The organism is Qipengyuania qiaonensis, assembly GCF_019711515.1.
In the GTDB taxonomy this organism is placed as follows: domain Bacteria; phylum Pseudomonadota; class Alphaproteobacteria; order Sphingomonadales; family Sphingomonadaceae; genus Qipengyuania; species Qipengyuania qiaonensis.
The window spans coordinates 39,552-65,120 of the sequence record NZ_JAIGNO010000007.1; the positions used below are offsets into that span (position 1 = coordinate 39,552).

Genomic DNA, 25,569 nt, shown 5'->3' on the forward strand with positions numbered 1-25,569 from the left:
CGCGTATGTGTATCCTGTCGCTACTCTTGTCGAAGCGGGCAAAAGTATCGAGCCGGATCGAGAAGGCTGCCCAGATGGAAATGCCGACGAGCAGAACTAGCGCCACCATAGTAGCGACGACAGTCCACTTTGCTGCCGGATTATCCAGCCCTTCCGAATGATCGAGCGACAATCAGGAAACTCCTTCGATATAGCTGCATTGGACAAGCACGGGCATGTACAAGCGGTTCCCGAAAACCATGCTCGACAGATAAAGCAATACGACTGTCACTGGAACTCACGGTGCACGATGGTGATCGTGCCGGTTTGGTCCTGAGCCTGAATTATCCTGCGTTTATCGCCTTCCAGGACCAGCGCGGTAAGGTTGCCCGTTCGGAACGCGCCGGTATCGATGCCGATACGATTGCTGTTATGTTCTATCTCTTCGAAGATCGTGTGTCCGTGAACAACGACATGGCTGAACGGTTCGCGATGCCTGAGGAACCGTTCGCGTATCCAGCGCAGGTCCGACTTTTTCTGATCTTCCAGACGGCGCTTGGGATTGATGCCCGCATGCACGAAGACGTAATCACCCGCGATCACGATGTCTTCCATGTCTTGGAGAAACTTGCGGTGCTTCTTGGGGACGAGCTCGTTAAGTTCGATCTGGAGTTCCTTTATCGTCAGCTCGTTATAGCGTTTTCGTTTGATACCGTAGCTTAGTAACGTTTCGCGACCACCGTGCTTGAGGAAATGACGCAGCATTTCCTTGTCGCCAAAACTCTCGAGGAACATTTCCTCATGATTTCCAGAGATGTAGCGAACGCGGCGGCGCTTACCCCACTTGCGCGCGGTTTCTATCACCCGGGCGCTTTCCGGACCGCGATCCACCAGATCTCCCAGCAGCACCACCGTGCTATCGGCTTGACCAGCCTTCCGATCGTCTTTCTCGATAGCCGCGATAAGAGCGTCGAACAGATCGCAACGACCGTGAATATCGCCGATGACATAGAACCGTTCGCCTTCCGGCACCCGCGGTCGACGCTTGGCCTTGCCGTCCTTCTTGAAGAGTTTCGCGAGTTTTATCATGGTATTCTACGATAACCTGCGACCTGAAGCGGAAGACTGACGCGGAGATACGCGCTTGCGACCAAGGGGGCAACAAACGCTCCAGTGCCGATAATATTGCAGTTGCGTGAAAAGCACATCTTTTGCTGCATATGCGAAAAACTCTTGGCGCGATCTTGCGTAAAGAGGCCATTTTGTGCAGGTTTATGACTGTATCCGGATGAGGAGCCTAATAAAGTGGCCCCAACGGATTCGCAGGTGGGACGAAGCGACACTCGTACAGGAGTTTGTAATGCTAACGTCCTTTCGCGGCCTCATGGCCGTATCGCTCGCCGCTGCGGGCCTCTCAATCGCAAGCCCAGCTATGGCCCAGTCGGAAGATGAAGGGGCCGATAGCGGTTTCACAGCTTCCGCCAACGTGGCGTTGACAACCGACTATCGCTTTCGCGGAGTGTCGCTTTCGGGCGGCGATCCGGCTTTGCAGGGTGGTTTCGATTTGGCCCACGATAGCGGTTTCTATATCGGTACATGGGCTTCGTCTATCAAAGGTGGCCCGTCTTACGGCGATCTCGAACTTGATATTTACGGGGGCTGGAGCGGCAGCCTGACCGATGCGGTCAGCGTCGATATCGGCATATTGTATTACCTCTACCCGACCGAAGATCTGGGCCTCGATACGGATTACATCGAGCCATACGCGTCGGTGAGCACAACTCTGGGTCCGGCAGACGCGACCTTCGGCGTGGCATATGCTCCCAAGCAGGACTCGCTGGGCGGCGATGACAATCTTTATCTCTACACCGATCTCGGTTTTGGCATCCCGGATACGCCCATCTCGCTCTCCGGCCACCTCGGATACACGGATGGATCGCTCGCACCGCCGTTTCTCGCGGGAACTACCGACGACACCGGACTCGACTGGTCGATCGGCGCTAGCGTGGCAAAGGGCAACTTCGAGATCGGTGTAGCCTATATCGGTGTCGAAGGGCCTTCGATCGACGGTTTCACAGACGACGCCATCGTGGGCACGATTTCCGCTAGCTTCTGAGAGCTTACTCACGGAAATGCTGGGGGTGCGCTGCTGCGGCGGCGCGCCCCCTTCGCAATCAATCGAGCGCAAAGTCTATCGTGGTGACCACACGAACCTTTTTGAACGGCGTGTCTCCCACGCCCCATCCGCCAGCTTCACCATCGCGCGCGTCGATGGAGAAATAGCCCTGGGTAGCGTTGCGGATGCTTCCGACATTGGCGCCGCTGTCTTTAGCGAACTGTTCGGCGGCTGCGCGAGCATCCTTCGTCGCCTCCGCTACCATCTCCGGTTTGACGGCATTTAGCCCGGTGAAGGTGTAGCTGATACCCGAACCATCCTCGAGTACTACGCCCCGGCGCACCAGTTCCGCCTGACGCCGCGCAGCCTGCTGGGCGCGCTCTATATCCCTCGTCCTCAGCACAACGCGTTGACGAACCGTGTAGAAAACCGTCCCGTCGTCGGTGTAGTTCGAGACATTGACGCCGGCGGGCGTCAGTGCGCTGTCCGGAAAGCCGAGCGTGTCGAAAAACTCCCTTACGGCAACAGCGTCACGGTCGGTGTTCGCCTGCGCGGTTTGCAGATCGGTGGCCGTCGAGGCGAAGGATAGCGTCCACGTAGCCAGGTCGGCAGTCACCTCCCGTTCGGCGAGGCCGCGTACCGTGACCGAGCGCTCCGCCGCTTTCATGCGGACGAGCCCGTCGCCCAGCAGGAAGCCGCCAATGACGAGGCCAACGGCGATAATGCTGGCACTGATAATCCACCCGCGTGTGCCCGTTCGATCATTCGTATGCGGCATGGGTGCAGGGTTGTCGGACATGTGGGCACTCCTTAGTTCAAGGCAACCTCAAAGGCGGCAATATCGCGATAGCGATGAACCGTGCTTTAATGACGATAAATGGAGTTTGCTTTGGTAAAATATCTGCACAGCATGATCCGCGTTGCAGACCCTGCGGCAACCGTCGAATTTCTGAAGCTGGTCGGCCTTGAGGAAGTCCGCAGGTTCGACAACGAGAAAGGGCGCTTCACGCTGATATTCCTTGCGGCCCCCGGCGAAGAGGGCGTGGCCGAGGTGGAACTCACCTATAACTGGCCGCCCGAAGACGGCAGCGAGCCGGAAGAATACGATGGCGGCCGCAATTTCGGCCATCTCGCCTATCGGGTCGAGAACATCTACGATACATGCCAGGCGATCATGGATGCTGGGCATATCATCAACCGCCCGCCGCGCGATGGGCACATGGCGTTCGTCAGGACCCCTGACGGCATCTCGATCGAGCTATTGCAGGACGGCTATTTGGAGCCGCGAGAACCGTGGGCAAGTATGGAAAACACCGGTAGCTGGTAACCGGCCTCAGTCGATATAGGGCGAGCGCGAATCGTTGGGGTGGGGAGCCGACATGCGCAAAATCGTGTAACCGGCGACGGCGGAGATCAGCGATCCCAGCAGAATGCCGATCTTGGCCTCGTTGATCAGTAACTGCTGTTCGGCAAAGGCCAATCCGCTGATGAATAGCGACATGGTGAAGCCGATCCCGCACAGAATCGAAACGCCCCAAATTTCGGGCCAGCTTGCCTGGTCGGGGCGAGGCGCGAAGCCGACCTTGTCGGCCACGAAGATCGCAAAGAATATGCCAATCTGTTTGCCCAGGAACAGGCCGGCTGCAATTGCCAGAGGCAAAGGTGCGAAGATCTGTTCCACGCCCATCCCGGCCAACGGTACACCGGCATTGGCAAACCCGAACACGGGTACGATAAAATAGGCGCTCCAGGGAGCCAGGCCGTGTTCCATACGCTCGACCATGGTTTCGTCATCGGGGCCGACCATCGGAATGCACAAGGCTGCAACGACGCCCGCGATCGTGGCGTGAATTCCGGAATTCAAAACGAAGTACCACAGCACCAGTGCGAGCAGAATGTAGGGCCAGTATTTTGCCACCCGCATCCTGTTCAGTGCCATCATCGCCACGACAACCGCACCTGCGGCGGCAAGCCAGACGAGCTTGATTTGCGCGGTGTAGAACAGCGCGATCACCAGCACGGCACCGATATCGTCGACGATGGCCACGGTAAGCAGGAACAAGCGAAGCGAGGCGGGGCAGCGATTGCCCAGCAGCCCAAGTACGCCCATCGCGAAGGCGATGTCCGTAGCGGCCGGAATGGCCCAACCGCGCAAAAGCTCCGAATTCTCGCCTACGACGCCCACATAGACCAGGGCGGGGATGGCCATCCCGGCGGCGGCTGCAAGAATGGGCAGGCGGCGCGATTGCGCACTCGACAATTGCCCTTCGATCCACTCACGCTTCACCTCGAGCCCGACGACGAAGAAAAAGACCGCCATCAGTCCGTCATTGATCCACAAATGCAGATCGTCGAGCTTGGAAATGGGCGTCCAGGGCAATTCGCCATAGAATAGCTGCTCGTATTCGCCGGCAAGGGGCGAATTGGCAGCTAGCATGGCTGCTACGGCCACCAGGATGAGCAGGATGCCAGCCGAAGCGTCGCTTACGAAAAGCGCGCGGACGGGGGCAAATACGAGGCGAAATGCTGAAGGGCGATCGTTCATCTTGGGGACGCTCTCTTCCGTAAAATACCTTATGTTGCAAGCCTAGTAAGTCGAGGTTATCGCGCCAGGTAGGGGGTTGCCGCTTGGTGTTGGGGTCGTTTTCCATCGCGGAATGGTTCGTGCTCGTGCAGCACGAGTTGCTGTTGTTTACAGCTGCCTTTTTTGCGCTCGGCATTGTCGACGAATTGGCGATCGATTGCACCTACGTGTGGTATCGTATCAGCGGGCGCATCCGGACCTGGCGTCTCGAAGAAGGCGATCCCGACGCGGTGACAAGCCTTGCCGGGAGAGCCGCTGTATTTATCGCGGCCTGGCGCGAGGAAGGCGTGATCGGGCCGACGCTCGTCCACATGCTCGACGTTTGGCCGCAAAGCGAACTTACCGTCTACGTCGGCTGTTATCGCAACGACCCGGCAACCATGGCCGCTGTCATCGCAGCGGTCAGGGGCGATCCGCGCGTGCGCCTCGTCGTGCATGGCAAGGATGGGCCAACCTCGAAAGCGGACTGCCTTAACCGATTGTACCGGGCGCTTGTCGATGACGAGCTGCGTTCGGGGGTGAAGGCGAGTATGGTTGTACTCCACGATGCGGAGGACATGGTCGATCCGGCAGCGTTGGTGTTGCTTGATAGGGCCATGTGGCAGGCCCAGTTCGTGCAGTTGCCGGTACTTGCACTACCGCAGCGGCGCTCCCTCTGGGTCGGTTCGCATTACTCGGACGAATTTGCGGAATCGCACGGGAAAGCCCTGGTGGTTCGGGACGCTCTCGGCGCGGCGATCCCCGGTGCGGGGGTGGGCTGCGCCATCGCGCGCAGCTCGCTGGCAAAGTTGGCCGACGACCATGGCGGCGATCCTTTCGCTCGGGAGTCGCTTACCGAGGATTACGAACTGGGCCTCAAGATCGCGAAGGCCGGTGGGAAAGGGCGGTTTCTGCGCGTTCGCACTGCCGACGGACGCCTGATCGCAACGCGAGCATTCTTTCCTACCGGCCTCGACGAATCGGTGCGCCAGAAGACGCGCTGGATACACGGCATCGCCCTTCAGGGATGGGACCGGCTGGGTTGGGAAGCTGAACCTGTCGAAATGTGGATGCAATTGCGTGATCGTAGAGGGCCGCTGGCTGCGATCCTGCTCGTCATCGCCTATCTTTTGCTGGGGTTCGGAGCGATTTCGATCATAATCGATGTTTTGGGTCTTGTCGCGCTCCCGCCATCCTCGCCGCTGCTTTCGATCCTGCTCTGGATCAATCTGATTGGGCTGGTTATGCGCCTCGTCGCGCGGGCCTGTTTCACAGCGCGCGAATATGGCTGGCGTGAGGGATTGATGGCAATTCCCCGAACTCTGGTATCCAACATCATCACGATCATGGCCGCGCGGCGGGCTCTTGTAGCCTATATCAAAACCCTGCGCGGTGCTCCGGTCATCTGGGACAAGACGGAGCATTTCGATCACCCGGCGTTACTCCACGCGAACCAAAACCTCGGTGCATAATCTGATCGCTCAACGGCAGGGCCAGCCGGTCCTGTTTCTTGGCCTGCTCGCTGCCGGGTGGTTCTTGCTGCGTATCCTGACCTGGCAAAATCCCTGGATGGAGACGGAAATCCTGTCCCAGCCATTTATGCTGGTTGGAGAAGGAGCCGGTGCAGCATCTCCGGTCCCGCACAAGGCAGCAAACAGCGAGCTGCAAACGGCGCTTTCCCGGAATGCGTTGCCAGAACAGGCCCACATATTGGCCCTGAGCCACCTCAAACGGCCACGCGTCGGTCCGGCTTCGGGGCCCTCCCGGTACGAGAATGATGGATTGTCCTTCGTGGTGAAACACGCAGCGCGCGGCATGGACGGTTGTATCGGCGACTGCGCGTCAGTCTCCGTTGCGTCTCCCGACGATCGACCGATCAGCGCAAGCTTTCGAACGATACCGGGAGAAGGTGCGATGGTCCCGTCGATACCGGGGTTGCACATATCGGATTGGCGTGTCGATGCTTGGCTGGTGCTTCGCGAAGGCGCTCCCACGCAGACGGATGGCGGGACGTTGCCGGCAAGCTACGGAGGCAGTCAGGTTGGCGCCGTCCTTGCCTATCGGCTCGCGCCTGCCAGCCGGTTGCAGCCGGCGGCGTATTTCCGGGCAAATCGAGCGATGGGCTCGAACGGACAGACCGATGGCGCATTGGGTTTGCGGGTGCGCCCACTGAAACATGTCCCTGTCGATATTCATGTCGAAGCGCGCCTTACCGATCGGGAGGGAGCAACAGAGATTCGCCCCGCCGCGTTCGTGGCGGGAGGGTTCGATCGAGTGACGCTGCCTCTGGACCTGTCCGCACGCGGCTATGGCCAGGCAGGGTATGTCGGTGGCGATTTTGCCACACCATTTGCCGACGGAGCGGTCGTTGCCGAGCGCGAAGCGATGAGATTGGGGACGGCCAGCCTGGCCGTAGGCACCGGTATGTGGGGCGGCGCCCAGAAAGGGGCATCGCGGTTCGATGTAGGACCGGCTGTCACCGTGAACATGGTTGCCGGCAAGGCCGCTGTAAGACTTGAGGCCGGGTATCGCATACGTGCCGCGGGCAACGCTGCGCCGGGCAACAGCGGCGTTCTGACTCTTTCGACCGGCTTCTGACACAGTTCGGCTTTTATCCATCCGCACGCTGCGATAGGGCGCAGGAATGGACGTCTATCTCCCCATCGCGAACCTGTCCGTAAATGGACTTTGGATAGTCGCGCTGGGAGCTTTGACGGGGATCCTCTCGGGACTGTTCGGCGTTGGCGGGGGTTTTCTGACCACGCCTCTGCTGATCTTCTACGGCATTCCCCCGACAGTGGCGGCGGCCTCGGCCTCGACCCAGGTGACCGGTGCCAGCGTCACCGGCGTGTTGGCGCATGGTGGACGTGGCGGTGTCGACTACCGCATGGGAATAGTGATGGTTGCGGGCGGCATCATCGGCTCCGGCTTCGGAGCGCTGCTGTTTCGCTTCTTCCGTTCGATCGGGCAGATCGATGTTGTGATCAGCGCGCTCTACGTCATCCTGCTCGGAACGATCGGAACGCTGATGGCCCGCGAGGCGGTGCAGACGATCCGCGGAACGGGGAACACCCAGGCAGCGCGACGGCGGCATCATCCGCTGGTCGCCAGTTTGCCGATGCGCTGGCGGTTCTATCGTTCCGGCCTCTACATTTCTCCGCTGGCACCGCTGGTCGTGGGCATCGCGGTGGGCGTTCTGACGATGTTGATGGGGGTGGGCGGCGGCTTCATCCTGGTTCCGGCCATGCTCTACATACTCGGCATGAGCGCCAATGTCGTCGTGGGCACGTCGCTCTACAACATCCTGTTCGTGACCATGGCGACCACGATCATGCATTCGCTCACCACCAAGGCGGTCGATATCGTGCTGGTTTTCCTGCTCTTGCTCGGCTCGGTAACCGGTGCACAGATCGGTTCGCAGATCGCGGTCAAGGCCAAGCCGGAGATCCTGCGTCTGATCCTCGCTGCAACGGTCTTGCTGGTGGCTTTCCGCATGTTTCTGGGCCTGTTCTACAAGCCCGATGAAATCTACACGTTGTATCCGCTGTGAGGGCATGGCTACTCGTGCTGTTCGCCTTCGCGCTCATGGGACAGCGCGATCCCATTCTCGTTCCGGAAGTCAGCCAGCACGAGGTTCAGGTGCGACAGGGGTTCACGGGCACCGAACTGCTGCTGTTCGGCGCAGTTCTCGACCCCGCGGGCCGGGCGGCCGGTAGCGGCTACGATATCGTGGTCGTGCTCAAGGGACCTTCCGAACCAGTCCGGCTGCGGGAGAAAGAGCGCTTTGTGGGTGTGTGGATCAACGCTGCGAGCAGCGATTTCCGATCGGTGCCATCCTTTTTCGCCGTTGCCTCGTCGCGCCCCATCGCCGAGATCGTCGATGAGAAGACTGCCGCAATCTATGAATTCGGAACCGATTACATCCAGTTGTCGCCCAGTGGTGCGATCGACCCGGAAGAACAGGCGCGCTTCAAGACCGGGCTGGTCGATCTCAAGACCCGACAGCAGCTCTACAAGCAGGATTTTTCCGGCGTTCAGATCAGCGAACAGGTCCTCTACCAGTCGCGTATTTCGCTCCCTTCGAACGTGTCGACTGGCGCCTATACGGCGGAGACCTTTGCCGTCCGCGATGGACGGGTCATCGCTTCAGCGTTGGCGGAGGTGGAGGTGAAGAAGGTCGGGTTCGAACGGATTGTGGCGGATTATTCTCAGGAATGGGCGCTCGTCTACGGCTTGCTGGCCGTGGCCCTGGCGGTCGGGATGGGCTGGGCCGCCGGCCGCCTGTTCGCACTGATGTGAACGTTCCAGGACGGCGTTGTTGACCACATCTTAAGTACTTTCGGGCAGGCGATGTACGGGCACGTCGGGTGCGCGTTACATGGGGCATGGCCAGACCGATGAACGACATGGGCAATACGAACTTTCGTACTTTCGATCCGTCCAAGGAAGACGGCGCCGAGCCGCCACAGGCGCGCAGCAACTCCTTGCGCGACCGGATACGCCGCAGTGCGGAGCAAGCCTCGCCGTCCATATCTCCGTCAGGCTATGTTCCTCAGCCGCAAGCCATTGGGGAAACCAGTCAGCCGGCTTCGGATTCCCAGTGGACCGAGGTGGATCGCTCTGCTGCAGAGCCGCTCGCCGACAGGCCGACCCCTGCACTCGGCGATGCACCGCCGCGCCCGTCGGATCTTGCAGCCAAGCCGTCACCGGTCGAGACGGCGAACCAGCAGGACGAAGCCGCAGCGGCCAGCGAAAACGCGACCCAGCCGGTGGGCGTCGTGCTCGAAATCGCGGGATCGGGATCGATGATCGCCATCGATTTGCAGCGTCTGAACGAATGTGGCGAAGACCCCGACCCCTCGATCGCGATGGCCGGTCAGGTCGGCTCCCAGATCAAGATTCGCGTCGGCGACAACTGGCTGCTCGCCAGTGTCCGCAATCAGCGCCAGGACCGCAAGGCGGGTTCCATTCTCGCCGATATCGATTTCCTGGGCGAAGGGATCGAGGAAAAGCTGACCGGGAAACTGCACGGCTTCCGCCGCGGTGTTACCCGCTATCCGGTTCCAGGCGCACTGGTCTATCCCTGTACGACGCAGGATCTGAAGCAGGTCTACGCCAGCGACGGCCGCAGCGCAGTCACGATCGGCAAGGTCTATCCGACCAAGGACATTCGCGCGGGGCTCTATGTCGACGCCATGCTCGGCAAGCATTTCGCGCTGCTGGGTTCGACCGGTACCGGCAAATCCACCAGCGCCGCGCTGATCCTGCACCGGATATGCGAAGCAGCGCCCGAAGGTCATATCGTGATGATCGACCCGCATGGCGAATACTCGTCCGCGTTTCGGAATACCGGGGTCATTCTCGACGTATCGAACCTGCAGATGCCGTACTGGATCATGAATTTCGAGGAGCATTGCGAAGTGCTGCTCACGAGCAACGGCAATGAACGGCAGGTCGATGCGGATATTCTGGCAAAGTGCCTGCTCAAGGCGCGGCAGAAGAGCCGCCTTGCCGAAAGCATGGGCAAGATCACCGTCGATTCGCCAATCCCCTATCTGCTGTCCGACCTGTCGAACGAGATCCAGGACGCGATGGGCAAGCTCGACAAATCGACGACCTCCGCGCCCTATATGCGGATCAAGAACAAGCTCGACGAGATCAAGGGCGATCCGCGCTACCAGTTCATGTTCTCGGGCATGCTCGTCGCCGATACGATGGCGAACTTCATCGCGAAGATCTTCCGCATGCCTTCGAACGGCAAGCCGATCGCGATCATCGACGTGTCGGGCGTTCCGTCGGACATCACCTCCACCGTCGTCGCCGTACTCAGCCGGCTGGTGTTCGACTTCGCCATCTGGGGCCGTGAGGAACGCACTTCGCCGATCCTGCTCGTCTGCGAAGAGGCGCACCGTTACGTGCCGAACGAGAAGAATGCCGATGGCAACTCGGTCGGCACGATCCTCAGCCGTATCGCCAAGGAGGGCCGTAAATACGGCATCTCGCTCGGCCTGATCACGCAGCGTCCGTCCGATCTTGCCGAAGGCGTGCTGTCGCAATGCGGCACGATCATCTCGATGCGCCTCAACAACGATCGCGACCAGGAATTCGTCCGCGCGGCGATGCCCGAAGGCGCGCGCGGTTTCCTCGATGCCATCCCGGCCCTGCGCAACCGCGAATGCATCATCTGCGGCGAGGGCGTGGCCATCCCCATCCGCGTGAGTTTCGACAATCTCGAGGAATCGAAGCGCCCGGCTTCTGAAGACCCCAGCTTCGTCGAGCTATGGAACAAGACCGGCGGCGAAGAGGACATCGTCCAGCGCACCGTGCAGCGTTGGCGGTCGCAGGGTTAGGTCCCTCTCGTATCGCCGAACAGGTGGATATGCAGGCGGTCGCTCAGCCGGAAACCGTGTTCGACGCATAGGGGGGCGAGCCATTTCTCGCGGGCGCGCAGCGTTTCGCTGTCGGTGCCTTCGGGCATCAGGAAGACGTGGCCGGGCCTGAAGCGATAGCGATCGCGCAGGGCCAGAGCCTCGTCGACGTCCGACGGTCCGGCGATCACGAACTTGAACCATGCCCGCGGATCGGTGGCGTAGGCGTCAAGCTGTTCGGGCAGCAATGCGAGCTCTGCCGGGTTGCCGCTATGCGCCAGCTTGGGGCTGACATTGAACTGGTCGATACGAATGTCGAGCGCGGTCGGTGCCTTCGTGGTGCCGTTGGTTTCGATCTCGACGCTGACATCGGGCAGCAGATCGAGCAGGCGGGCGAGGGCAGGGGCCTGCAGCAGCGGTTCGCCTCCGGTGATCACGAGGCGCTTCTGGCCCAATGCGGTAATCCGCGCCGCGACTTCCTCCTCGTCCAGCGTCAGCTGATTGGCCTTGCGATCGTATTCGAGCCCGTCGCGATGCGCGCGATCATCACCGTCGAAGTGCCAGGTATAGGCCGTGTCGCACCAGACGCAGGCGAGATTGCAGCGCGACAGGCGCACGAAGGTGCACGGCATCCCGGCACTGGGACCTTCGCCTTGCACGCTTGCGAAGATCTCGGGCTCGCCGGGAGCTTGCGTGGCGAGGACTAGCGGCACGGTAAGTCTCCGCACGGTTCGTCGCACGTGGTGAACACATGGACCGCATGGACCACGGTCCAAAGGCAAAAATCGGATCGATCAGTCATGTGGGGTTTAATCGACCGGGTCGATTGAAGATGCGCGTCGCAGGCGAGGGTGGGGTGTGAGCCATTGCTGCGGTCATGACACAAACACGCCGAGTAGGAAATCGCCGCCCGCGTTCACCCCATCCGTCGCCCCGGATCAAGTACGGGGCGACGGAGAGCGGGTGGCGCGCGAGGTCAGCCCAGCCGTGCGAGCGCGGCTTCGAGACGGGCGACCTCGGCGGTGTGGTGCGCATGATCGGCGCGCGCCTTCTCGACCGCTTCGGGCTTGGCGCGTTCGACGAAGTTTGCGTTCGACAGACGCCCTTCGAGCGATTTCGCTTCCTTGACCGAGGTTTCGAGCGCTTTGCCAAGTCGAGCCTTCTCGGCGTCGATATCGATGACGCCTTCGAGTGGGATCACGAAGGCATCCTCGCCAGCTGCGATCTGCATAGCGGCGCCTGCCGGGGGTTCGGCGAAGTGGATCGGCGTCAATCGGGCAAGCCGCTCGATCGCCGCGCCGTTGGCGGTCACGACCGATCTGGCCAGCGCACCGGGTGCCGGGCAGAACGCTTCGAGCTTTGCGCCCGGCGCGATGCCGAGTTCGTTCTTGGCGGTGCGCACCGAGCTGGTCAGCGCGATCAGCCAGTCGATCTCCGCCTTCGCGTCGGCATCGACCTCGGCCTGCGGATCGGGCCACTGGGCAGTGATCAGCGGGTAATCTGCGCGGTCGCCCTGCTTCGACCACAGCTCTTCGGTAATGAAGGGCATGAAGGGGTGCAGCATGACGAGGATCTGGTCGAGTGCCCAGCCGGCGACGGCCTTGGTTTCCTCGTCGAAATTGCCCTTGATAAGCTCGATATACCAGTCGCAGAACCGGTCCCAGACGAAGTGGTAAATCGTGTTTGCGGCGGCGTCGAAACGCAGTTCGGCGAGCGCCTTGTCGAGCGTATCCCTGGTTTCGATCACCTCGCCGATGATCCAGCGGTTGACCGCGTGGCTGGCTGTGGGAGCGGCAATGGTGGTGCTCGCCCCGATACCGTTCGACTGGCAGAAGCGCGTGGCGTTCCAGAGCTTGGTCGCGAAGTTGCGATAGCCCTCGATCCGCCTGTCATCCATCTTGATGTCGCGGCCCTGGCTTTCCATCGCCGCCATGAAAAAGCGCAGCGCATCCGCGCCATACTGGTCGATCAGGCCGAGCGGGTCGACGACATTGCCCTTGGACTTGGACATCTTCTGCCCATCCGCCGCGCGCACGAGGCCGTGGAGGTAGAGCCTGGGCCAGGGGTTCTGGCCGGTATTGTACTGCCCCATCATCATCATCCGCGCATCCCAGAAGAACAGGATGTCGAAGCCGGAGATTAGCAGGCTGTTGGGATAGTGCTTGGCGAACAGAGAAGCCCTCTCCCCTTGCGGGAGAGGGTTGGGCGAGGGGTCTGCCGCGTAAGCGGCAGCTTGCGCTGCCGTCCCCTCACCCTCCGCGCCTGATGGCGCTCCTCCCTCTCCCGCAAGGGGAGAGGGATTTGTGCCCGGCCAGCCGAGCGTTGCGGACGGCCAGAGGGCGGAAGAGAACCACGTGTCGAGCACGTCTTCGTCGCGGGTAAGAAAAACCCTGCTCTCATCGGCAGGATCACTTACAAAGCCAACCGTTTCACCATTTGCATGCGCGTCGAGGATCTTTGAAATCTCATTTGTCCAGACCGAAACGTCCCTGTCCGGGCCATAATGCGCGCGTGCGAGTTCAAGTGCTTCGTCTTCGGTCTCGGCAACGAAGACTTTTTCGTCAGGACCAAACCAAGCCGGGATGCGATGACCCCACCACAATTGCCGTGACACGCACCAAGGCTGGATGTTCTCCATCCAGTTGAAGAAGGTCTTTTCCCAGCTCTTGGGGACGATTTCGACGTCGCCGTTCTTCACCGCCTCGATCGGCTTCTTCGCCAGTGTCTCGGCGTCGACGTACCATTGGTCGGTCAGCCAGGGTTCGATCACCACACCGCCGCGGTCGCCGAATGGGGTGGCGATAGTGCGCGGTTCGGCGTCGTGCTCGGTCTCGTTGCCGTCCTTGTCTTTCGTGACATGCGGGATCAGGCAGCCGAGTTCCTTGAGGCGCTGGACCACCAGTTCGCGCGCGCCGTCCACGCCGTCGCGCCGGAAGCGGTGCAGGCCGAGAAATTCCTCCGGCACCAGTCCGTCGGCGGTCTGGCAGACATTGGCCTCGCCATCGAGCATGTTGAGCATTTCGCCCGCCTGGAAACCGGCGCGCCTGCCCACGTCGAAGTCGTTGAAATCGTGGCCCGGCGTAATCTTCACCGCGCCGCTGCCGAGTTCGGGATCGGCATGCTCGTCCGCCACAATGGGCACGCGGCGGCCGGTGATCGGCAGCACGATATGCTTGCCGACTACACTCTTGTAGCGCTCGTCATCGGGGTGGACCGCCACCGCCATATCGGCGAGCATGGTTTCGGGGCGCGTGGTGGCGACCTCGATATAGTCGCGTCCGTCAGCGAGCGTGACGCCATCCTCGAGCGGATATTTGAAGTGCCAGAAGCTGCCCTTCACATCCTGCGTTTCGACCTCGAGATCGGAGATCGCAGTCTTGAGCTTGGGGTCCCAGTTGACCAGCCGCTTGTCGCGATAGATCAGCTTGTCGTTGTAAAGATCGACGAAGGTCTTAAGCACGGCCTGCGAGAAATGCTCGTCCATCGTGAACTGTTCGCGGCTCCAGTCCATCGAGCAACCGAGGCGTCGCAGCTGGCGGGTGATCGTGCCGCCGCTTTCCTCTTTCCATTCCCACACCTTCGCGACGAAATCCTCGCGGCTGTAATTGGTGCGCTTGTCCTGTTGTGCCTCGAGCTGGCGTTCGACGACCATCTGCGTCGCGATCCCGGCGTGGTCGGTGCCGACCACCCACAGCGCATCCTTGCCGCGCAGCCGTTCGTAGCGGATCATGACGTCCTGCAGCGTGTTGTCGAGCGCATGGCCGATATGGAGGCTGCCGGTAACGTTGGGCGGCGGGTTGACGATCGTATAAGGTTCGCGGTCGGGCCGGTCGGGCCGGAACAGGCCGTTATCTTCCCAATGCGCATACCAGCGCGCCTCGATTTCGGCGGGATCGAATGTTTTCGGTAGCTCGGTGCTCATGATTTCCTGTTCGCTGACGCTCACGCTCTGGTCCGACTGGCGCAGCCAAATGTCGAGCACCGCCCATGCCAGCCGCTTTTGTGCGATGCAACGTTCCTCTGGAGAGGCGAGGATCGGCGCTTGGCAAGCGACCGATTTCCTCTCATAGCCTGCCCCAATGGGTGGTTTCGCCGAATATGAACTGGTCGATGGGGACGACGGCGGCAATGTGCTCGTTCTGTCGGGCCCCTATCTGGTATCCACCATCGGAGCCGTCGAGCGGGATTTGCGTGCGCTGGACGGTGAGATCCGCAAGGTCGATCTGTCGGGTGTCAGCGAGATCGACACGGTCGGTGCGTGGGTGGCGTGCAGTATCTCCAGTGACTTCGGAGCGGAAATCGTTGGTGCGAACGAGCGCGCGGAGCGCCTGATCGGCGCGCTGAAAGGGATGAGTTCCGAAGAGGAAATCTCTGCGCCGCGCCTGCCGATGCTGGAGCGCGTTCCCGACGCGATCGGCCAGAAGGTCTATAACGCGCGCAGCGGTGCCTATGGCGTGGTCGGCTTCCTGGGCGCCCTGCTGCTTTCCGTCGGAAGCCTGATCCGCCATCCGCAGCGGTTTCGCTGGCTGGCGCTGGTGCGTCAGCTCGAACTGGTGGGCGTATCCGCGCTGCCGATCATCGGGCTGATGAGCTTCCTGATCGGTGTCGTCATCGCGCAGCAGGGCGCCGTGCAACTGGCGCAGTTCGGCGCGGAGACGCTGACCGTGAACCTCGTCGGCCGATTGACCCTACGCGAACTGGGTGTGCTGATGACCGCCATCATGGTGGCGGGCCGGTCGGGCAGCGCCTTTGCCGCGCAGATCGGCACCATGCGCCTGACCGAGGAAGTGGACGCCATGCAGACCATCGGCATCTCGCCGATGGAGGCGCTCGTCGTCCCCCGGATCATGGCCGCGATCCTGATGATGCCGCTGCTGGGCTTCTATTCGGCTGCGGTGGCAATCATCGGCGGGGCCGTGGTCGGCCAGTTCATGTTGGACATACCCTTCTGGACTTTCCTCATGCGCATTCAGGATGTGGTGCCGATCCACGATCTGTGGGTCGGCCTGCTGAAGGCGCCTGTGTTCGGCCTGATCGTGGCGCTGGCCGGTTGTTATCACGGTATGCAGGTGAAGGGGAATTCGGAGGATGTCGGCCTGCGTACGACCATGGCGGTGGTTACCGGTATCTTCGCGGTAATCGTGATCGATGCCTTTTTCGCCGTCTTCTTTACCGAAGTCGGGTGGGGCTGATGGCGCAGGACGAAACCGGCCGGAACCTGGAACGTCACGAGCGCTTCCGCGGCGAATATCCTATCGTGGTCGAAGGGCTGACCAATCGCTTTGGCGACCAGGTCGTCCACGAGGATCTCGACCTCAAGGTGCGGCGTGGGGAAATCCTCGGCGTGGTCGGCGGTTCCGGGACGGGCAAATCGGTGCTGATGCGCTCGATCATCGGGCTGCAGGTTCCGGCGGAGGGGGACATCCACGTCTTCGGTCGTTCGGTGCTCGATACCGATCCCGAAGAGGATGACGGCATCCGCAATCGCTGGGGCGTGCTGTTTCAGGGCGGCGCGCTGTTTTCGACCCTGACGGTGGGCGAGAACGTCGAGGTGCCGCTGAAGCAGTTTTACCCCAATATAGACCCCCGGCTGCGCCACGAAATCGCGCGCTACAAGACTATCCTGTCAGGCCTTCCGGAAGAAGCGGTCAGCAAATATCCGAGCGAGCTGTCCGGTGGCATGAAGAAGCGCGCCGGTCTCGCCCGTGCGCTGGCGCTCGATCCGGAACTGCTGTTTCTGGATGAGCCGACCGCGGGTCTCGACCCCATCGGCGCGGCGGCTTTCGACAATCTCACGCGCGAGTTGAAGGAGACGCTGGGCCTGACCGTGTTCCTGATCACGCACGATCTCGATACGCTGCACGAAATCTGCGATCGGGTGGCCGTGCTGGCAGACAGGAAGGTGATCGCGGTCGATACCGTCCCCAATCTGATGGAGCTCGACCATCCGTGGATCCAGGAATATTTCAACGGACCGCGCGGCCGGGCGGCGCTGACCGCGCAGGCGCTCGACGAACTGCGCAGGCATATGGACAAGCCGCCCGCAGCCAACGTGGTCAAAGCGTTGGACAAAGCTAACTCGAAGAAGGATAAGGCTTAGCGCATGGAAACGCGGGCAAATCACGTTTGGGTGGGGGCAGTTTCGTTGCTCATTCTCGGCGCACTCGCGCTGTTTATCGTCTGGCTCGCCCGGCTGGGCGGCGGCGAGCAGAACGAATACGACATATTCTTCAAGCAATCCGTATCGGGATTGGCCAATGGCAGTTCGGTGGACTTTTCGGGCGTTCCGGTCGGACAGGTCAACGAAATCGAACTGTGGGACAAGGATCCCGAATTCGTCCGCGTGCGGATCAAGGTGAAGAACAGCGTGCCGATCCTGGTCGGCACAACTGCGACGATCCAGGGCAGCTTTACCGGGGTTTCGACCATCACGCTCGACGGTGCGCGAACCGGTGCTCCGCCTATCTCATGCGAAACCACGGCCTGCACCGAAGGGGTGCCCATCATTCCGCCGACCGCCGGTGGCGGCTTCGGGGCGGTACTCGCGAGCGCGCCTTTGCTGCTGGAGCGTCTGGCGACGCTCACCGAGCGCCTGACGGTGCTGCTGAGCGACCGCAATCAGGAAGAAATCTCGCAGATCCTGGCCAATACGAATGCCGCAAGCGCAGGGTTCGCCGCGGCGGCGCCCCAGATGGAGCGCACCATGGCGGAATTGCAGGTTACCTTGCGCGAAGCGGCCGAAACGCTCGACCAGTTCGAAAAAGTCACCGCCTCGACCGATCGCATCCTCAATCAGGAAGGCGAAGCGATCGCCAAGGACCTGCGCGCCACGCTCGAATCCGCCAGCGGTGCGGCCAAAGCGCTCGAGGACACGCTGAACGATGCACGGCCTGCGACGAAGCAATTGACCGAAAGCACCCTGCCGGCAGCCGAGGCGACGCTGCGCGATCTGCGCGCGACCAGCAAGGCGCTGCGCGATGTGACCGAGAAGATCGACGAACAGGGTGCCGGTTCGCTGCTGTCGAGCCAGCCATTGCCCGACTACAAGCCGTGAGGGGCCCGAAGATGAAGAGCACCGTCAAACTTGCCGCTTTGGCTCCGGCCCTGCTGCTGGGCGGCTGCCTCAGCTTCGGCGGGGACGCTCCCGACAGCTTGCTGACCCTGACGCCGGCAGCAACCGCACCGGCGGGTGCCGGTCCGTCGGCCGGACGGGGAAACCCGCTGGCGATCGTGGAGTTCGAGGCGTCCAAGGCCATCGACGTTACCCGCGTGCCGGTGCAGGTCACCGATACGCAGCTCGCCTATCTTCAGGACGCGGTCTGGGTGGACCGGCCCGCGCGCCTGTTCGGCCAGCTGGTTGCCGAAACCATCCGTTCGCGCACCAATCGCATCGTCGTGGACGGGAGCGACCCGGGAATGAGCGCGACCGATCGTCTGTATGGAACTCTGCGCAGCTTCGGCTACGATGCGCGTACGGCGGAAGCCGTGGTCGTCTTCGACGCGGTCCGCAACGGCAGCGATTCCGTCGCGCTAACCCGTAGGTTCGAAGCGCGCGTGCCGGTTGCGGCGCCGGAGACGGCTTTCGTCGGACCGGCGCTCAACGAAGCGGCGAACGACATTGCGGGCCAGGTCGCCGACTGGGTCGGCTGACGCTATCGGCCCATTACGGCCAATGCGGTAAATGCCTGCGCATTGGAGAAGTCGTCCTCCCGCCGTTTCCGCACGGCTTCTGCCTCTTCGTCCCGACCCCATTTCTCGGCCTGCCATTCCTCTTCCAGATTAGCGTCCCGCCAGAGCAACATCGGATCGTTGATCGCAGCGTCATTCGCCAGCAGAGCCACGCACAAGGATGCGGCGAGCGATGCCATGGCGGTCATTCCGGCCAGAGTGAAATCGTCCTGCGCCTCCAGATGCTGACGCAAGGTGGACAGCGTATCTTCGGGCTGCGCCCGATGAACGATCCCGCTGACCCGCCGAAAACGAAGGCCGAGTTTGCCCTCAAGATGCTGGACCAGCGGGTCCCACACATCCTGCTGGCGCGCATATAGCGCATCTTCGGGATCGGCCCGGTAGCATAGCGTATCGGTTTCGGCATAGCCGATCAGCTTGGCGATCGCTGCTGCACGATCGGCCCCGACGATATCGATCGCGAAATCCGCATGGTCGCGAAACAGGAAGCGCTTGGGGTCGATCTCGTCTCCCTGCTCGCCCCATTCGCCTGCAAGCGCGTGGGCAAGCGCGCTCGAAGGCACGATCTGCGGGATGCCGCCCTGAGTCTTGACGGGGCGGCCATCGAGAGAAACCTGCCAACCGCCCTGCGCTTCCCCTACCGAAACGTCCTTGTAGAACCGCTTCACTTATTGCTGCTCCATCGCTTGGCGAGGAAGATCGGCAGGATAAAGATATCGACCGCTGCGAGCGCAAGGAAGAGATAGCCAACGATCTCCGGCAAGGGCAGGCTGCCGGCAAGCACCAGCGCGCCGAGCACGCCTAGAGCTACGCCCAACAAACGCACTGCCTGGATGGTCAGAAAGCGGGCCTTGGCCGGATCATGCCCGGCCGGGTCAGGCTGGTTCACGGATCATTGCTCCCAACTGGCCTGCAGTGTCGGCAACCGCGCTGGCACCTGCATCGAACAATTCCTGCGGTTCGTGATAGCCCCAGGATACACCGATCGCGCGCACGCCTGCCGCCGCCGCCATTTCCATGTCGAAGCTGGTATCGCCGATCATCACCGCCTCCCCAGGGACGACGCCGGCTTCGATCAACGCGGCCTCGAGCATGGCGGGATGCGGCTTGGACGGATGCCGATCGGCGGTCTGGAGCGACACGAAGCGATGCCTGATGCCATGCGTATCGAGGCACGCCTGGAGCCCTCGATCGCTCTTGCCCGTGGCTACGGCAAGGAGCCAACCCTCGGCATCGAGGTCCTCGATAAGCTGGGCGATGCCCTCGAACAGCGGCTCGCGCAGCGCACCCGACAGCCGCAGGTCGCGGAAACCGGCCTTGTAGGCTTTGACGATTGCGTTGCGCTGATCGTCTCTGGCGTCGGGGGCCAGTTCGCGCAGGGCGAAGGGCAGGCTCAGGCCGACCACGCGGCGTACACGATGCCGATCGGGTACTGCGAGCCCATTGACGAGAAAAGCCCGCTCCATGGTTTCACAAATCGCGGCCTGCCCGTCGACCAGCGTCCCATCGCAATCGAATACGACGAGACGGCTCATGCCGGAAGACTGCGCATGAGACTGGCCATCGCGGAAGGACCCTCGCGTGTCAGACCTGTTATAACCTCTTCCCGCACTTCGACGGACTTGTTTTGCGAAAGCTTGACCGTTTCGCGCCAGTTTTCGACCGTCATCTCGAAACCGACAATCGCTTTGAGAAGGCCTTCACGGTGCTTTTCGGACAATTTGTCCATCGTCCAGGGTATGCCATGAGCGATGCGGGCTTCGTGCCGGGCGGTCAAGGCTTCGAGAAGTGCGACCAGTTCCTCGCGGTCGAGCGTCGCCACCGGCCCTTCAATCTCTGCGGCAATGTAGTTCCAGGTCGAGACTTGATCGGGTTCGGAATACCACCGCGCGGAGACATAGGCATCGGCGCCGTTGACGACGATCAGCGGTCGGCCATTCGGCAGGTGCTTCGCGACTCTGTTGCCGCGCGCCAGATGGAAGCGCAGGCGATCCCGACCGGCCGTTATCACGGGAGTATGGGCCACCATGGGACCATCCGGCGTTTGGCAGAACACCATCGCAAAACCTACTTCATCGATTAACGCCCGATGAAAGCACCGGTCTGGCTCGCGAAAGTGCGGGTTGGGATGCATCAGCGCTTACCCTTGGGTTTGCCTTTCGCCGCACCGCGCTCCCGGCGCGGCGAGCGCTGCGATTTGCGGAAGTTCTTGGCGTGCTGGCGGGCTTGCTGCTTCTTTTCCTCGCGCGATTTGGGCGGCGGATCGTCGCGCATCGGCGTGGCATCGCTGGCGCTTTCCCGAAAGCCCAGCTGTTCCATCGAGGCGGCGAAATGTTCGGGCAGCTCGGCGGTAACGTCCAGCTTGCCGCCGTCCGGACTGTCGATGATCAGGCGCCGGGCATGGAGGTGCATCTTGCGGCTGATGGTGCCGGTCAGGAAAGCATCCTTGCCGCCATATTTACCGTCGCCGACGATCGGGTGCCCCATTGCCGCGCAATGGACGCGAAGCTGGTGCGTGCGGCCGGTCAGCGGCTGGAGTTCGAGCCAGGCGGCTTTCTTGCCTGCGCTGTCGACCACGCGATACTTGGTCTTGGCGGCCTGGCCGCCTTCGTGGTCGACATGCATTTTCTCGCCGCCCGAGCCGGGCTGTTTGGCGAGAGGCGCTTCGATCACGCCTTCCTTGATGTCGGGCACGCCGATAACCAGCGCCCAGTAGATCTTCTTGGCCGAGCGGCCCGAGAAGCGCTTGGAAAAGAACGCCGCGCTGCCCGGCGTGCGCGCGACCAGCAGCACGCCGCTGGTATCCTTGTCGAGCCGGTGCACCAGCCGCGGACGCACATCTTCCTCGCCCGGAGCGAAAGCATCGAGCAGCCCGTCGACATGGTTGAAGGTGTTGGTTCCGCCCTGCGTTGCAAGGCCCGGCGGCTTGTTGAGGACCAGAGCACCCTTGGTCTTCTCGATGACCATGGCTTCTGCCTGCTCGATCTCGGCCGGTTTCAGCTCGCGTTTGGACTTGGCCTTCTTGTGCGGGGCGTCGCCACCCGGCGGAACGCGGATCTGCTGGCCCTGTTCTAACCGGTCGTCGGGCTTCACGCGCTTGCCGTCGACCCGCACCTGACCGGTGCGCGCCCATTTGCTGACCGTGCCGAAGCCGACCTGCGGCAGATGGCGTTTGAACCAGCGGTCGACCCGGATGCCGTCATCGTCGGGAGCGACGGTGAAGCTGCGCACTTCGTCGGAGGTTTTCATCCGGCCATCCTCATCACGCCGAGCCCGACCATCAGCCCACTAATGCCCAGCGCAATCGACAGGAAGGCGTAGAGCAGGGCGAAGAGGTACTGGCCGCGCTGGATCAGCAGCACCATTTCGAGGCTGAAGGCGCTGAACGTGGTGAAGCCGCCGAGCAGGCCGACCCCCAGCAGCAGGCGCAGTTGCTCGCTATCGCCGCTGCCATTGCGCGCCAGCCATCCGGCCAGCAGCCCCATCAGCAGGCTTCCCGCGGCATTGGCCGCCAGCGTGGCGAACGGAAAGGCGGTGACCATCGGCGCGCCGAGCCAGCCGGTCATGGCGCGGCCCAGCTGCCAGCGCAGCACCGCGCCCACGCCGCCGCCGACGAAGACGTGGAGCGCTGCGACTAAGGGAGAAAAGGAGGACATTGCCGCTGCCCTTAGCCGCCATTTGCGCGTTCGTCATCCCGATGCGCGCGCGCATCTTCGCGAATGCGACAAAGACTTGCCATTTGCAGGGAGAATCCGTATGTGCGCCCCCGTTCGAGCCGATCCGGAACGGATTCGGCGCGTTTTTCGTTCTCTTGGCGAAACCGTTTCAAGGAGGCAAAACCCGCTGGCGCGGGCTCTGGCCCGCTTAGTGAGGTATTTGAATTTATGCAGATCATCGTTCGCGATAACAATGTCGACCAGGCTCTCCGCGCGCTCAAGAAGAAGCTGCAGCGCGAAGGCGTGTATCGCGAAATGAAACTGCGCCGCCACTACGAAAAGCCGAGCGAAAAGCGCGCCCGCGAAAAGGCCGCCGCAGTTCGCCGCGCCCGCAAGCTCGAGCGCAAGCGTATGGAGCGTGACGGCATCAAGTAAGTCGCTATTGCGGCTACAACCAAGCTAAGCCATGAGGGCGCGGAGCAATCCGCGCCCTTTGCGTATCGGAAGAGATTTTAATGACCGAGATTACCCGCGTTCCTCTCCAGCCCATCAAGAAGGGCTCGCTGATCAAGCTGTGGCTCGGCGTCATCGTGGCCGTGCTCGTCGGTGCGGGCCTCGCCTGGGCGGCCATGCCCAAGGGGCTCGATGTCGACACCGTGACCGCAGGTACCGGCGATTCGCCCAAGCTGGGGGACGTGGTCTTCGTGCAATATGTCGGCAAGCTTGCCGACGGGACCGAATTCGATCGGTCGCAGCCGCTGCCGATCCCGCCGGGACTGTTCCCGGACGGAAATCCGCTGCTGCTCGAAGAAGGCGCGATCATCGATGGCTTCATCGAAGGCTTGCAGCAGATGCAGAAGGGCGGCAGCTATGTCCTGACCATTCCGGCCGATCAGGCCTATGGCGCCGAACCGCCTCCGGGTTCGCCCATCCCGCCCAATGCCGACCTGGTGTTCGAAGTCGACGTGGTCGATTTCATGAGCAAGGAAGACTTCCAGCAGCGCGCTGCCGCACTCCAGCAGATGATGGGGCAGCAACAGCAGCAGGGGCAACCCGGCGAAGCAGGTCCACCGCCGGCCGAATAAGCGAGTTGGGGAAGGGCGCATGAGCGATACTGCCGACCTTGGCGTGCCTCGCACCCATGCGGACTGGCCGGTCCGCCCGTGGGTGCTGGCCTTATTGCTGGGACTTGCGGGCCTGGCGATCGATTTCGTCGCGGATTGGGACGCCAACGACTGGGCACCATGGCGCGCGGCACTGACGACAGCCTTCGCATTCGGTCCGCTCGCCTTCGCTTTCACACTCGATCGCAATCGCTGGAAGGAGCCGCTCGTCTTCGCGGTCATGGTAGCGCTGGTTATGGCCGGTGTCGCCTGGCGGGTGGCGCTGGCAAGCGAAACCCATGTCGATGCACCGTTCTGGATGGCTGCGGGGATCGTTGCCATTGCGCTCGCACTCCCGTTGTTCCAAGCGGGTTTCCATCGCCTGCGTTGGCGGACGCCCTATGACGAGACGCATTTCCACGTCTGGACCGATGCCATCAGCATCGCAGGCGCGATGGCCTTTGTCGGGCTTTCATGGTCGCTGCTGTTCCTGCTGTCGCAATTGTTCGTCGCGATAGAGATCAACCTGCTTGAAGAGCTGATCGAAGAAAGCTGGTTCGGCTGGACCTTCTCGGGCGCGGCCTTCGGCGCGGCTTTGGGCGTGTTGCGCAACCAGCTGAAGGTCATCGGTACGCTGCAGGCGGTGGTGATGCTGGTCTTCTCGATCATCGCCGTGCCGCTGGCGATCGCGCTGGCGATTTTCCTGCTGGCCGTTGTGGCGAGCGGTATTTCGGTGCTCTGGAATGCCACCGAAAGCCCGACGCCGCTGCTGCTTTCGGTTGCGGTCGCCAGCTTCGTGCTCGTCAACGCAGTGGTCCGCAACGGCGACGCGGAGGCGAGCGGCAATCACGTACTGCGCTGGGCGGCACTGGCGCTGGCATTGGCGATCTTCCCGCTGGCATTGCTGGCTGCGATTTCGACCGGGACGCGCATCGCCGAATACGGTCTCAGCCCGGAGCGCATCTGGGGCGTCATCGCTGTGGCGGTCGCGGTGGCCTACGGTTTCGCCTACTTCATCGCTCCGATCCGCGGCCGGATGGCCGGCTGGATGGAGCGCGTGCGCACCGCCAATCTGCATCTCGCGGTCGGCACCTGCGTTCTCGCCTTGGTCCTTGCGCTGCCGCTGTTCGATTTCGGCGCGATCTCGGCGCGCAACCAGATCGCGCGGCTGGAAAGCGGCAAGGTCGCAGTGGACAAGTTCGATTTCGATGCGCTGCGCTGGGATTTCGGCGATGCGGGGCGCGAAGCACTGGAGAGTCTGGTGAAAGACGCCGATGCCCGGATTGCCGGGCCTGCTCGCACGGCACTGATGCAGAAACAGCGCCCGTATCGCTATGCCATGCGGGACGATACCCGCGACGAACGGTTGGCAAATCTGCGCATGGAGTTCGAAGACCCCGAGCTGCGCAAGGCCGTTCGCGCCTATGTGCGCGATACGGCATTTCTGTGCAGTAGCGCCTGCGTTGCGCTGGATATTGGCCCGGCCGAAGCGCGGCCCGGACGAGAAATAGCCTTCGTATCCGGCAACTTTGTGAGGCGAGAGATCGTCGATCCGCAGAACGTGCCGCCCGAGGGTGCAGTTCAGGCGGCTTCGGCGATCGAACTCGGGCATGACGACGCCCAACCCGAAGTCACTGCGAAATCGAATGTCGAGATCCGCGAGTGGACCGGTCGTCGCATATACGTGGACGGCAAACCACTGGGCGAACCGTTCGAATAGCAGCTATCCCCGCTTGAAGCACGCGCGGTGCGCGGCTAACGCGCGAGCCATGTCAGTTACACGCGAAGAAGTGGCCAAGATCGCCTCGCTCGCCCGCATCAGGATGGGCGAGGAAGAACTCGAACGTATGGTGCCCGAACTCAACGGCATTCTTGCCTGGGTCGAACAACTCGGCGAAGTCGATTGCTCCGGCGTCGAACCGATGACTGCGGTCATTCCCAACACGCTGCGCCTGCGCGACGACGTGGTCGATGCCGATCCCAAGACCGGTGGCGGTCGCCGCGACGATGTGCTGGCCAATGCGCCTGCCGCCGAACATGGCTTCTTCGGCGTGCCCAAGGTGATCGAATGATGCGGCGCCGTGACTGTCCTTCG

At 62.0% G+C, this 25,569-nt stretch carries 26 protein-coding genes; 15 read left to right on the forward strand and 11 right to left on the reverse strand.

The features are described from left to right. Positions 1-267 precede the first annotated feature (267 nt). Positions 268-1,068: a metallophosphoesterase family protein gene (locus K3174_RS11670; protein ID WP_221558536.1), complete on the reverse strand. Its 801-nt coding sequence runs from the start codon at positions 1,066-1,068 to the stop codon at positions 268-270. A 271-nt stretch (positions 1,069-1,339) separates the two neighbouring features. Here K3174_RS11670 and K3174_RS11675 point away from each other — a divergent pair, with 271 nt between their 5' ends. Beyond that, positions 1,340-2,095: a TorF family putative porin gene (locus K3174_RS11675; RefSeq protein WP_221558538.1), complete on the forward strand. Its 756-nt coding sequence runs from the start codon at positions 1,340-1,342 to the stop codon at positions 2,093-2,095. A 58-nt stretch (positions 2,096-2,153) separates the two neighbouring features. Here the strand turns inward: K3174_RS11675 and K3174_RS11680 are convergent, their stop codons facing one another. Further along, complete coding sequence (locus tag K3174_RS11680) at positions 2,154-2,873, reverse strand: SIMPL domain-containing protein (protein ID WP_221558853.1); 720 nt, start codon at positions 2,871-2,873, stop codon at positions 2,154-2,156. 111 nt (positions 2,874-2,984) lie between these two features. Between K3174_RS11680 and K3174_RS11685 the strand changes: the two genes are divergently transcribed. Beyond that, complete coding sequence (locus tag K3174_RS11685; RefSeq protein WP_221558540.1) at positions 2,985-3,422, forward strand: VOC family protein; 438 nt, start codon at positions 2,985-2,987, stop codon at positions 3,420-3,422. Between the two features lie 6 nt (positions 3,423-3,428). Here K3174_RS11685 and nhaA read toward each other — a convergent pair whose 3' ends face one another. Further along, positions 3,429-4,640 carry a Na+/H+ antiporter NhaA gene (gene nhaA, locus K3174_RS11690; RefSeq protein WP_221558545.1) on the reverse strand — a complete coding sequence of 404 codons (1,212 nt, stop codon included), beginning with the start codon at positions 4,638-4,640 and terminating at the stop codon, positions 3,429-3,431. A gap of 86 nt (positions 4,641-4,726) precedes the next feature. Here nhaA and K3174_RS11695 point away from each other — a divergent pair, with 86 nt between their 5' ends. The 5 genes from K3174_RS11695 (at position 4,727) to K3174_RS11715 (ending at position 11,008) form a co-directional block, all read left to right on the forward strand. Continuing rightward, entirely contained in the window at positions 4,727-6,130 is a 1,404-nt protein-coding gene (locus tag K3174_RS11695; RefSeq protein ID WP_345719639.1) for a glycosyl transferase family protein, read from the forward strand. Further along, positions 6,123-7,256, forward strand: coding sequence for a hypothetical protein (locus K3174_RS11700; protein ID WP_221558549.1), 1,134 nt, complete (start codon positions 6,123-6,125; stop codon positions 7,254-7,256). Before K3174_RS11695 ends, K3174_RS11700 begins: the two co-directional genes overlap by 8 nt. A gap of 46 nt (positions 7,257-7,302) precedes the next feature. Continuing rightward, the gene (locus K3174_RS11705; RefSeq protein ID WP_221558551.1) at positions 7,303-8,208 is read left to right on the forward strand and encodes a sulfite exporter TauE/SafE family protein; all 906 of its coding nucleotides are present in this window, start codon (positions 7,303-7,305) and stop codon (positions 8,206-8,208) included. 35 nt (positions 8,209-8,243) lie between these two features. Next, complete coding sequence (locus K3174_RS11710; protein WP_221558855.1) at positions 8,244-8,957, forward strand: TIGR02186 family protein; 714 nt, start codon at positions 8,244-8,246, stop codon at positions 8,955-8,957. An 86-nt stretch (positions 8,958-9,043) separates the two neighbouring features. Continuing rightward, the gene (locus tag K3174_RS11715) at positions 9,044-11,008 is read left to right on the forward strand and encodes an ATP-binding protein (RefSeq protein ID WP_247712124.1); all 1,965 of its coding nucleotides are present in this window, start codon (positions 9,044-9,046) and stop codon (positions 11,006-11,008) included. On the opposite strand, the gene K3174_RS11720 is transcribed toward K3174_RS11715, so the two are convergent. Together K3174_RS11720 and K3174_RS11725 are read right to left on the reverse strand one after the other, a co-directional pair. Next, positions 11,005-11,739 carry a 7-carboxy-7-deazaguanine synthase QueE gene (locus K3174_RS11720; RefSeq protein WP_221558553.1) on the reverse strand — a complete coding sequence of 245 codons (735 nt, stop codon included), beginning with the start codon at positions 11,737-11,739 and terminating at the stop codon, positions 11,005-11,007. The genes K3174_RS11715 and K3174_RS11720 overlap by 4 nt on opposite strands. 263 nt (positions 11,740-12,002) lie before the next feature. Further along, entirely contained in the window at positions 12,003-14,948 is a 2,946-nt protein-coding gene (locus tag K3174_RS11725) for a valine--tRNA ligase (RefSeq protein WP_221558859.1), read from the reverse strand. 157 nt (positions 14,949-15,105) lie between these two features. Between K3174_RS11725 and K3174_RS11730 the strand changes: the two genes are divergently transcribed. The 4 genes from K3174_RS11730 to K3174_RS11745 are packed head-to-tail and all read left to right on the forward strand — an operon-like array spanning position 15,106 to position 18,676. Next, a complete protein-coding gene (locus K3174_RS11730; protein WP_221558555.1) occupies positions 15,106-16,218 on the forward strand; it encodes an MlaE family ABC transporter permease in 1,113 nt (370 codons plus the stop codon). Beyond that, complete coding sequence (locus K3174_RS11735) at positions 16,218-17,126, forward strand: ABC transporter ATP-binding protein (protein ID WP_221558557.1); 909 nt, start codon at positions 16,218-16,220, stop codon at positions 17,124-17,126. The genes K3174_RS11730 and K3174_RS11735 overlap by 1 nt, the downstream gene beginning before the upstream one ends. A gap of 3 nt (positions 17,127-17,129) precedes the next feature. Continuing rightward, positions 17,130-18,080 carry an MlaD family protein gene (locus K3174_RS11740; protein ID WP_221558559.1) on the forward strand — a complete coding sequence of 317 codons (951 nt, stop codon included), beginning with the start codon at positions 17,130-17,132 and terminating at the stop codon, positions 18,078-18,080. Between the two features lie 11 nt (positions 18,081-18,091). Further along, the gene (locus tag K3174_RS11745) at positions 18,092-18,676 is read left to right on the forward strand and encodes an ABC-type transport auxiliary lipoprotein family protein (RefSeq protein WP_221558561.1); all 585 of its coding nucleotides are present in this window, start codon (positions 18,092-18,094) and stop codon (positions 18,674-18,676) included. Between the two features lie 2 nt (positions 18,677-18,678). Here the strand turns inward: K3174_RS11745 and K3174_RS11750 are convergent, their stop codons facing one another. Genes K3174_RS11750 through crcB form a run of 6 tightly spaced genes read right to left on the reverse strand, consistent with a single transcriptional unit; the run spans position 18,679 to position 22,371 of the window. After that, a complete protein-coding gene (locus K3174_RS11750; RefSeq protein WP_221558562.1) occupies positions 18,679-19,383 on the reverse strand; it encodes an ATP12 family chaperone protein in 705 nt (234 codons plus the stop codon). Further along, positions 19,380-19,604 carry a hypothetical protein gene (locus K3174_RS11755; protein ID WP_221558564.1) on the reverse strand — a complete coding sequence of 75 codons (225 nt, stop codon included), beginning with the start codon at positions 19,602-19,604 and terminating at the stop codon, positions 19,380-19,382. The genes K3174_RS11750 and K3174_RS11755 overlap by 4 nt, the downstream gene beginning before the upstream one ends. Beyond that, a complete protein-coding gene (locus tag K3174_RS11760; RefSeq protein WP_221558567.1) occupies positions 19,591-20,250 on the reverse strand; it encodes an HAD-IA family hydrolase in 660 nt (219 codons plus the stop codon). The genes K3174_RS11755 and K3174_RS11760 overlap by 14 nt, the downstream gene beginning before the upstream one ends. Next, positions 20,247-20,849: an FMN-binding negative transcriptional regulator gene (locus tag K3174_RS11765; protein ID WP_221558569.1), complete on the reverse strand. Its 603-nt coding sequence runs from the start codon at positions 20,847-20,849 to the stop codon at positions 20,247-20,249. Before K3174_RS11765 ends, K3174_RS11760 begins: the two co-directional genes overlap by 4 nt. Then, complete coding sequence (locus K3174_RS11770; protein WP_221558571.1) at positions 20,849-21,964, reverse strand: RluA family pseudouridine synthase; 1,116 nt, start codon at positions 21,962-21,964, stop codon at positions 20,849-20,851. Before K3174_RS11770 ends, K3174_RS11765 begins: the two co-directional genes overlap by 1 nt. After that, entirely contained in the window at positions 21,961-22,371 is a 411-nt protein-coding gene (gene crcB / locus K3174_RS11775; RefSeq protein ID WP_221558573.1) for a fluoride efflux transporter CrcB, read from the reverse strand. Before crcB ends, K3174_RS11770 begins: the two co-directional genes overlap by 4 nt. Positions 22,372-22,599: 228 nt before the next feature. Here crcB and rpsU point away from each other — a divergent pair, with 228 nt between their 5' ends. The 4 genes from rpsU to gatC all read left to right on the forward strand — a co-directional run bounded on the left by rpsU (position 22,600) and on the right by gatC (position 25,546). Then, positions 22,600-22,806 (forward strand): 30S ribosomal protein S21, encoded by a 207-nt coding sequence (rpsU, locus tag K3174_RS11780; protein WP_034952298.1) that lies wholly within the window; start codon positions 22,600-22,602, stop codon positions 22,804-22,806. A gap of 80 nt (positions 22,807-22,886) precedes the next feature. Next, positions 22,887-23,456: an FKBP-type peptidyl-prolyl cis-trans isomerase gene (locus K3174_RS11785; protein WP_221558575.1), complete on the forward strand. Its 570-nt coding sequence runs from the start codon at positions 22,887-22,889 to the stop codon at positions 23,454-23,456. 19 nt (positions 23,457-23,475) lie between these two features. Beyond that, on the forward strand, positions 23,476-25,194 hold the full coding sequence (locus tag K3174_RS11790) for a DUF4153 domain-containing protein (protein ID WP_221558578.1): 1,719 nt from the start codon (positions 23,476-23,478) through the stop codon (positions 25,192-25,194). Positions 25,195-25,243: 49 nt separating this feature from the next. Then, entirely contained in the window at positions 25,244-25,546 is a 303-nt protein-coding gene (gene gatC / locus K3174_RS11795) for an Asp-tRNA(Asn)/Glu-tRNA(Gln) amidotransferase subunit GatC (RefSeq protein ID WP_221558580.1), read from the forward strand. The last annotated feature ends 23 nt before the right edge of the window (positions 25,547-25,569 follow it).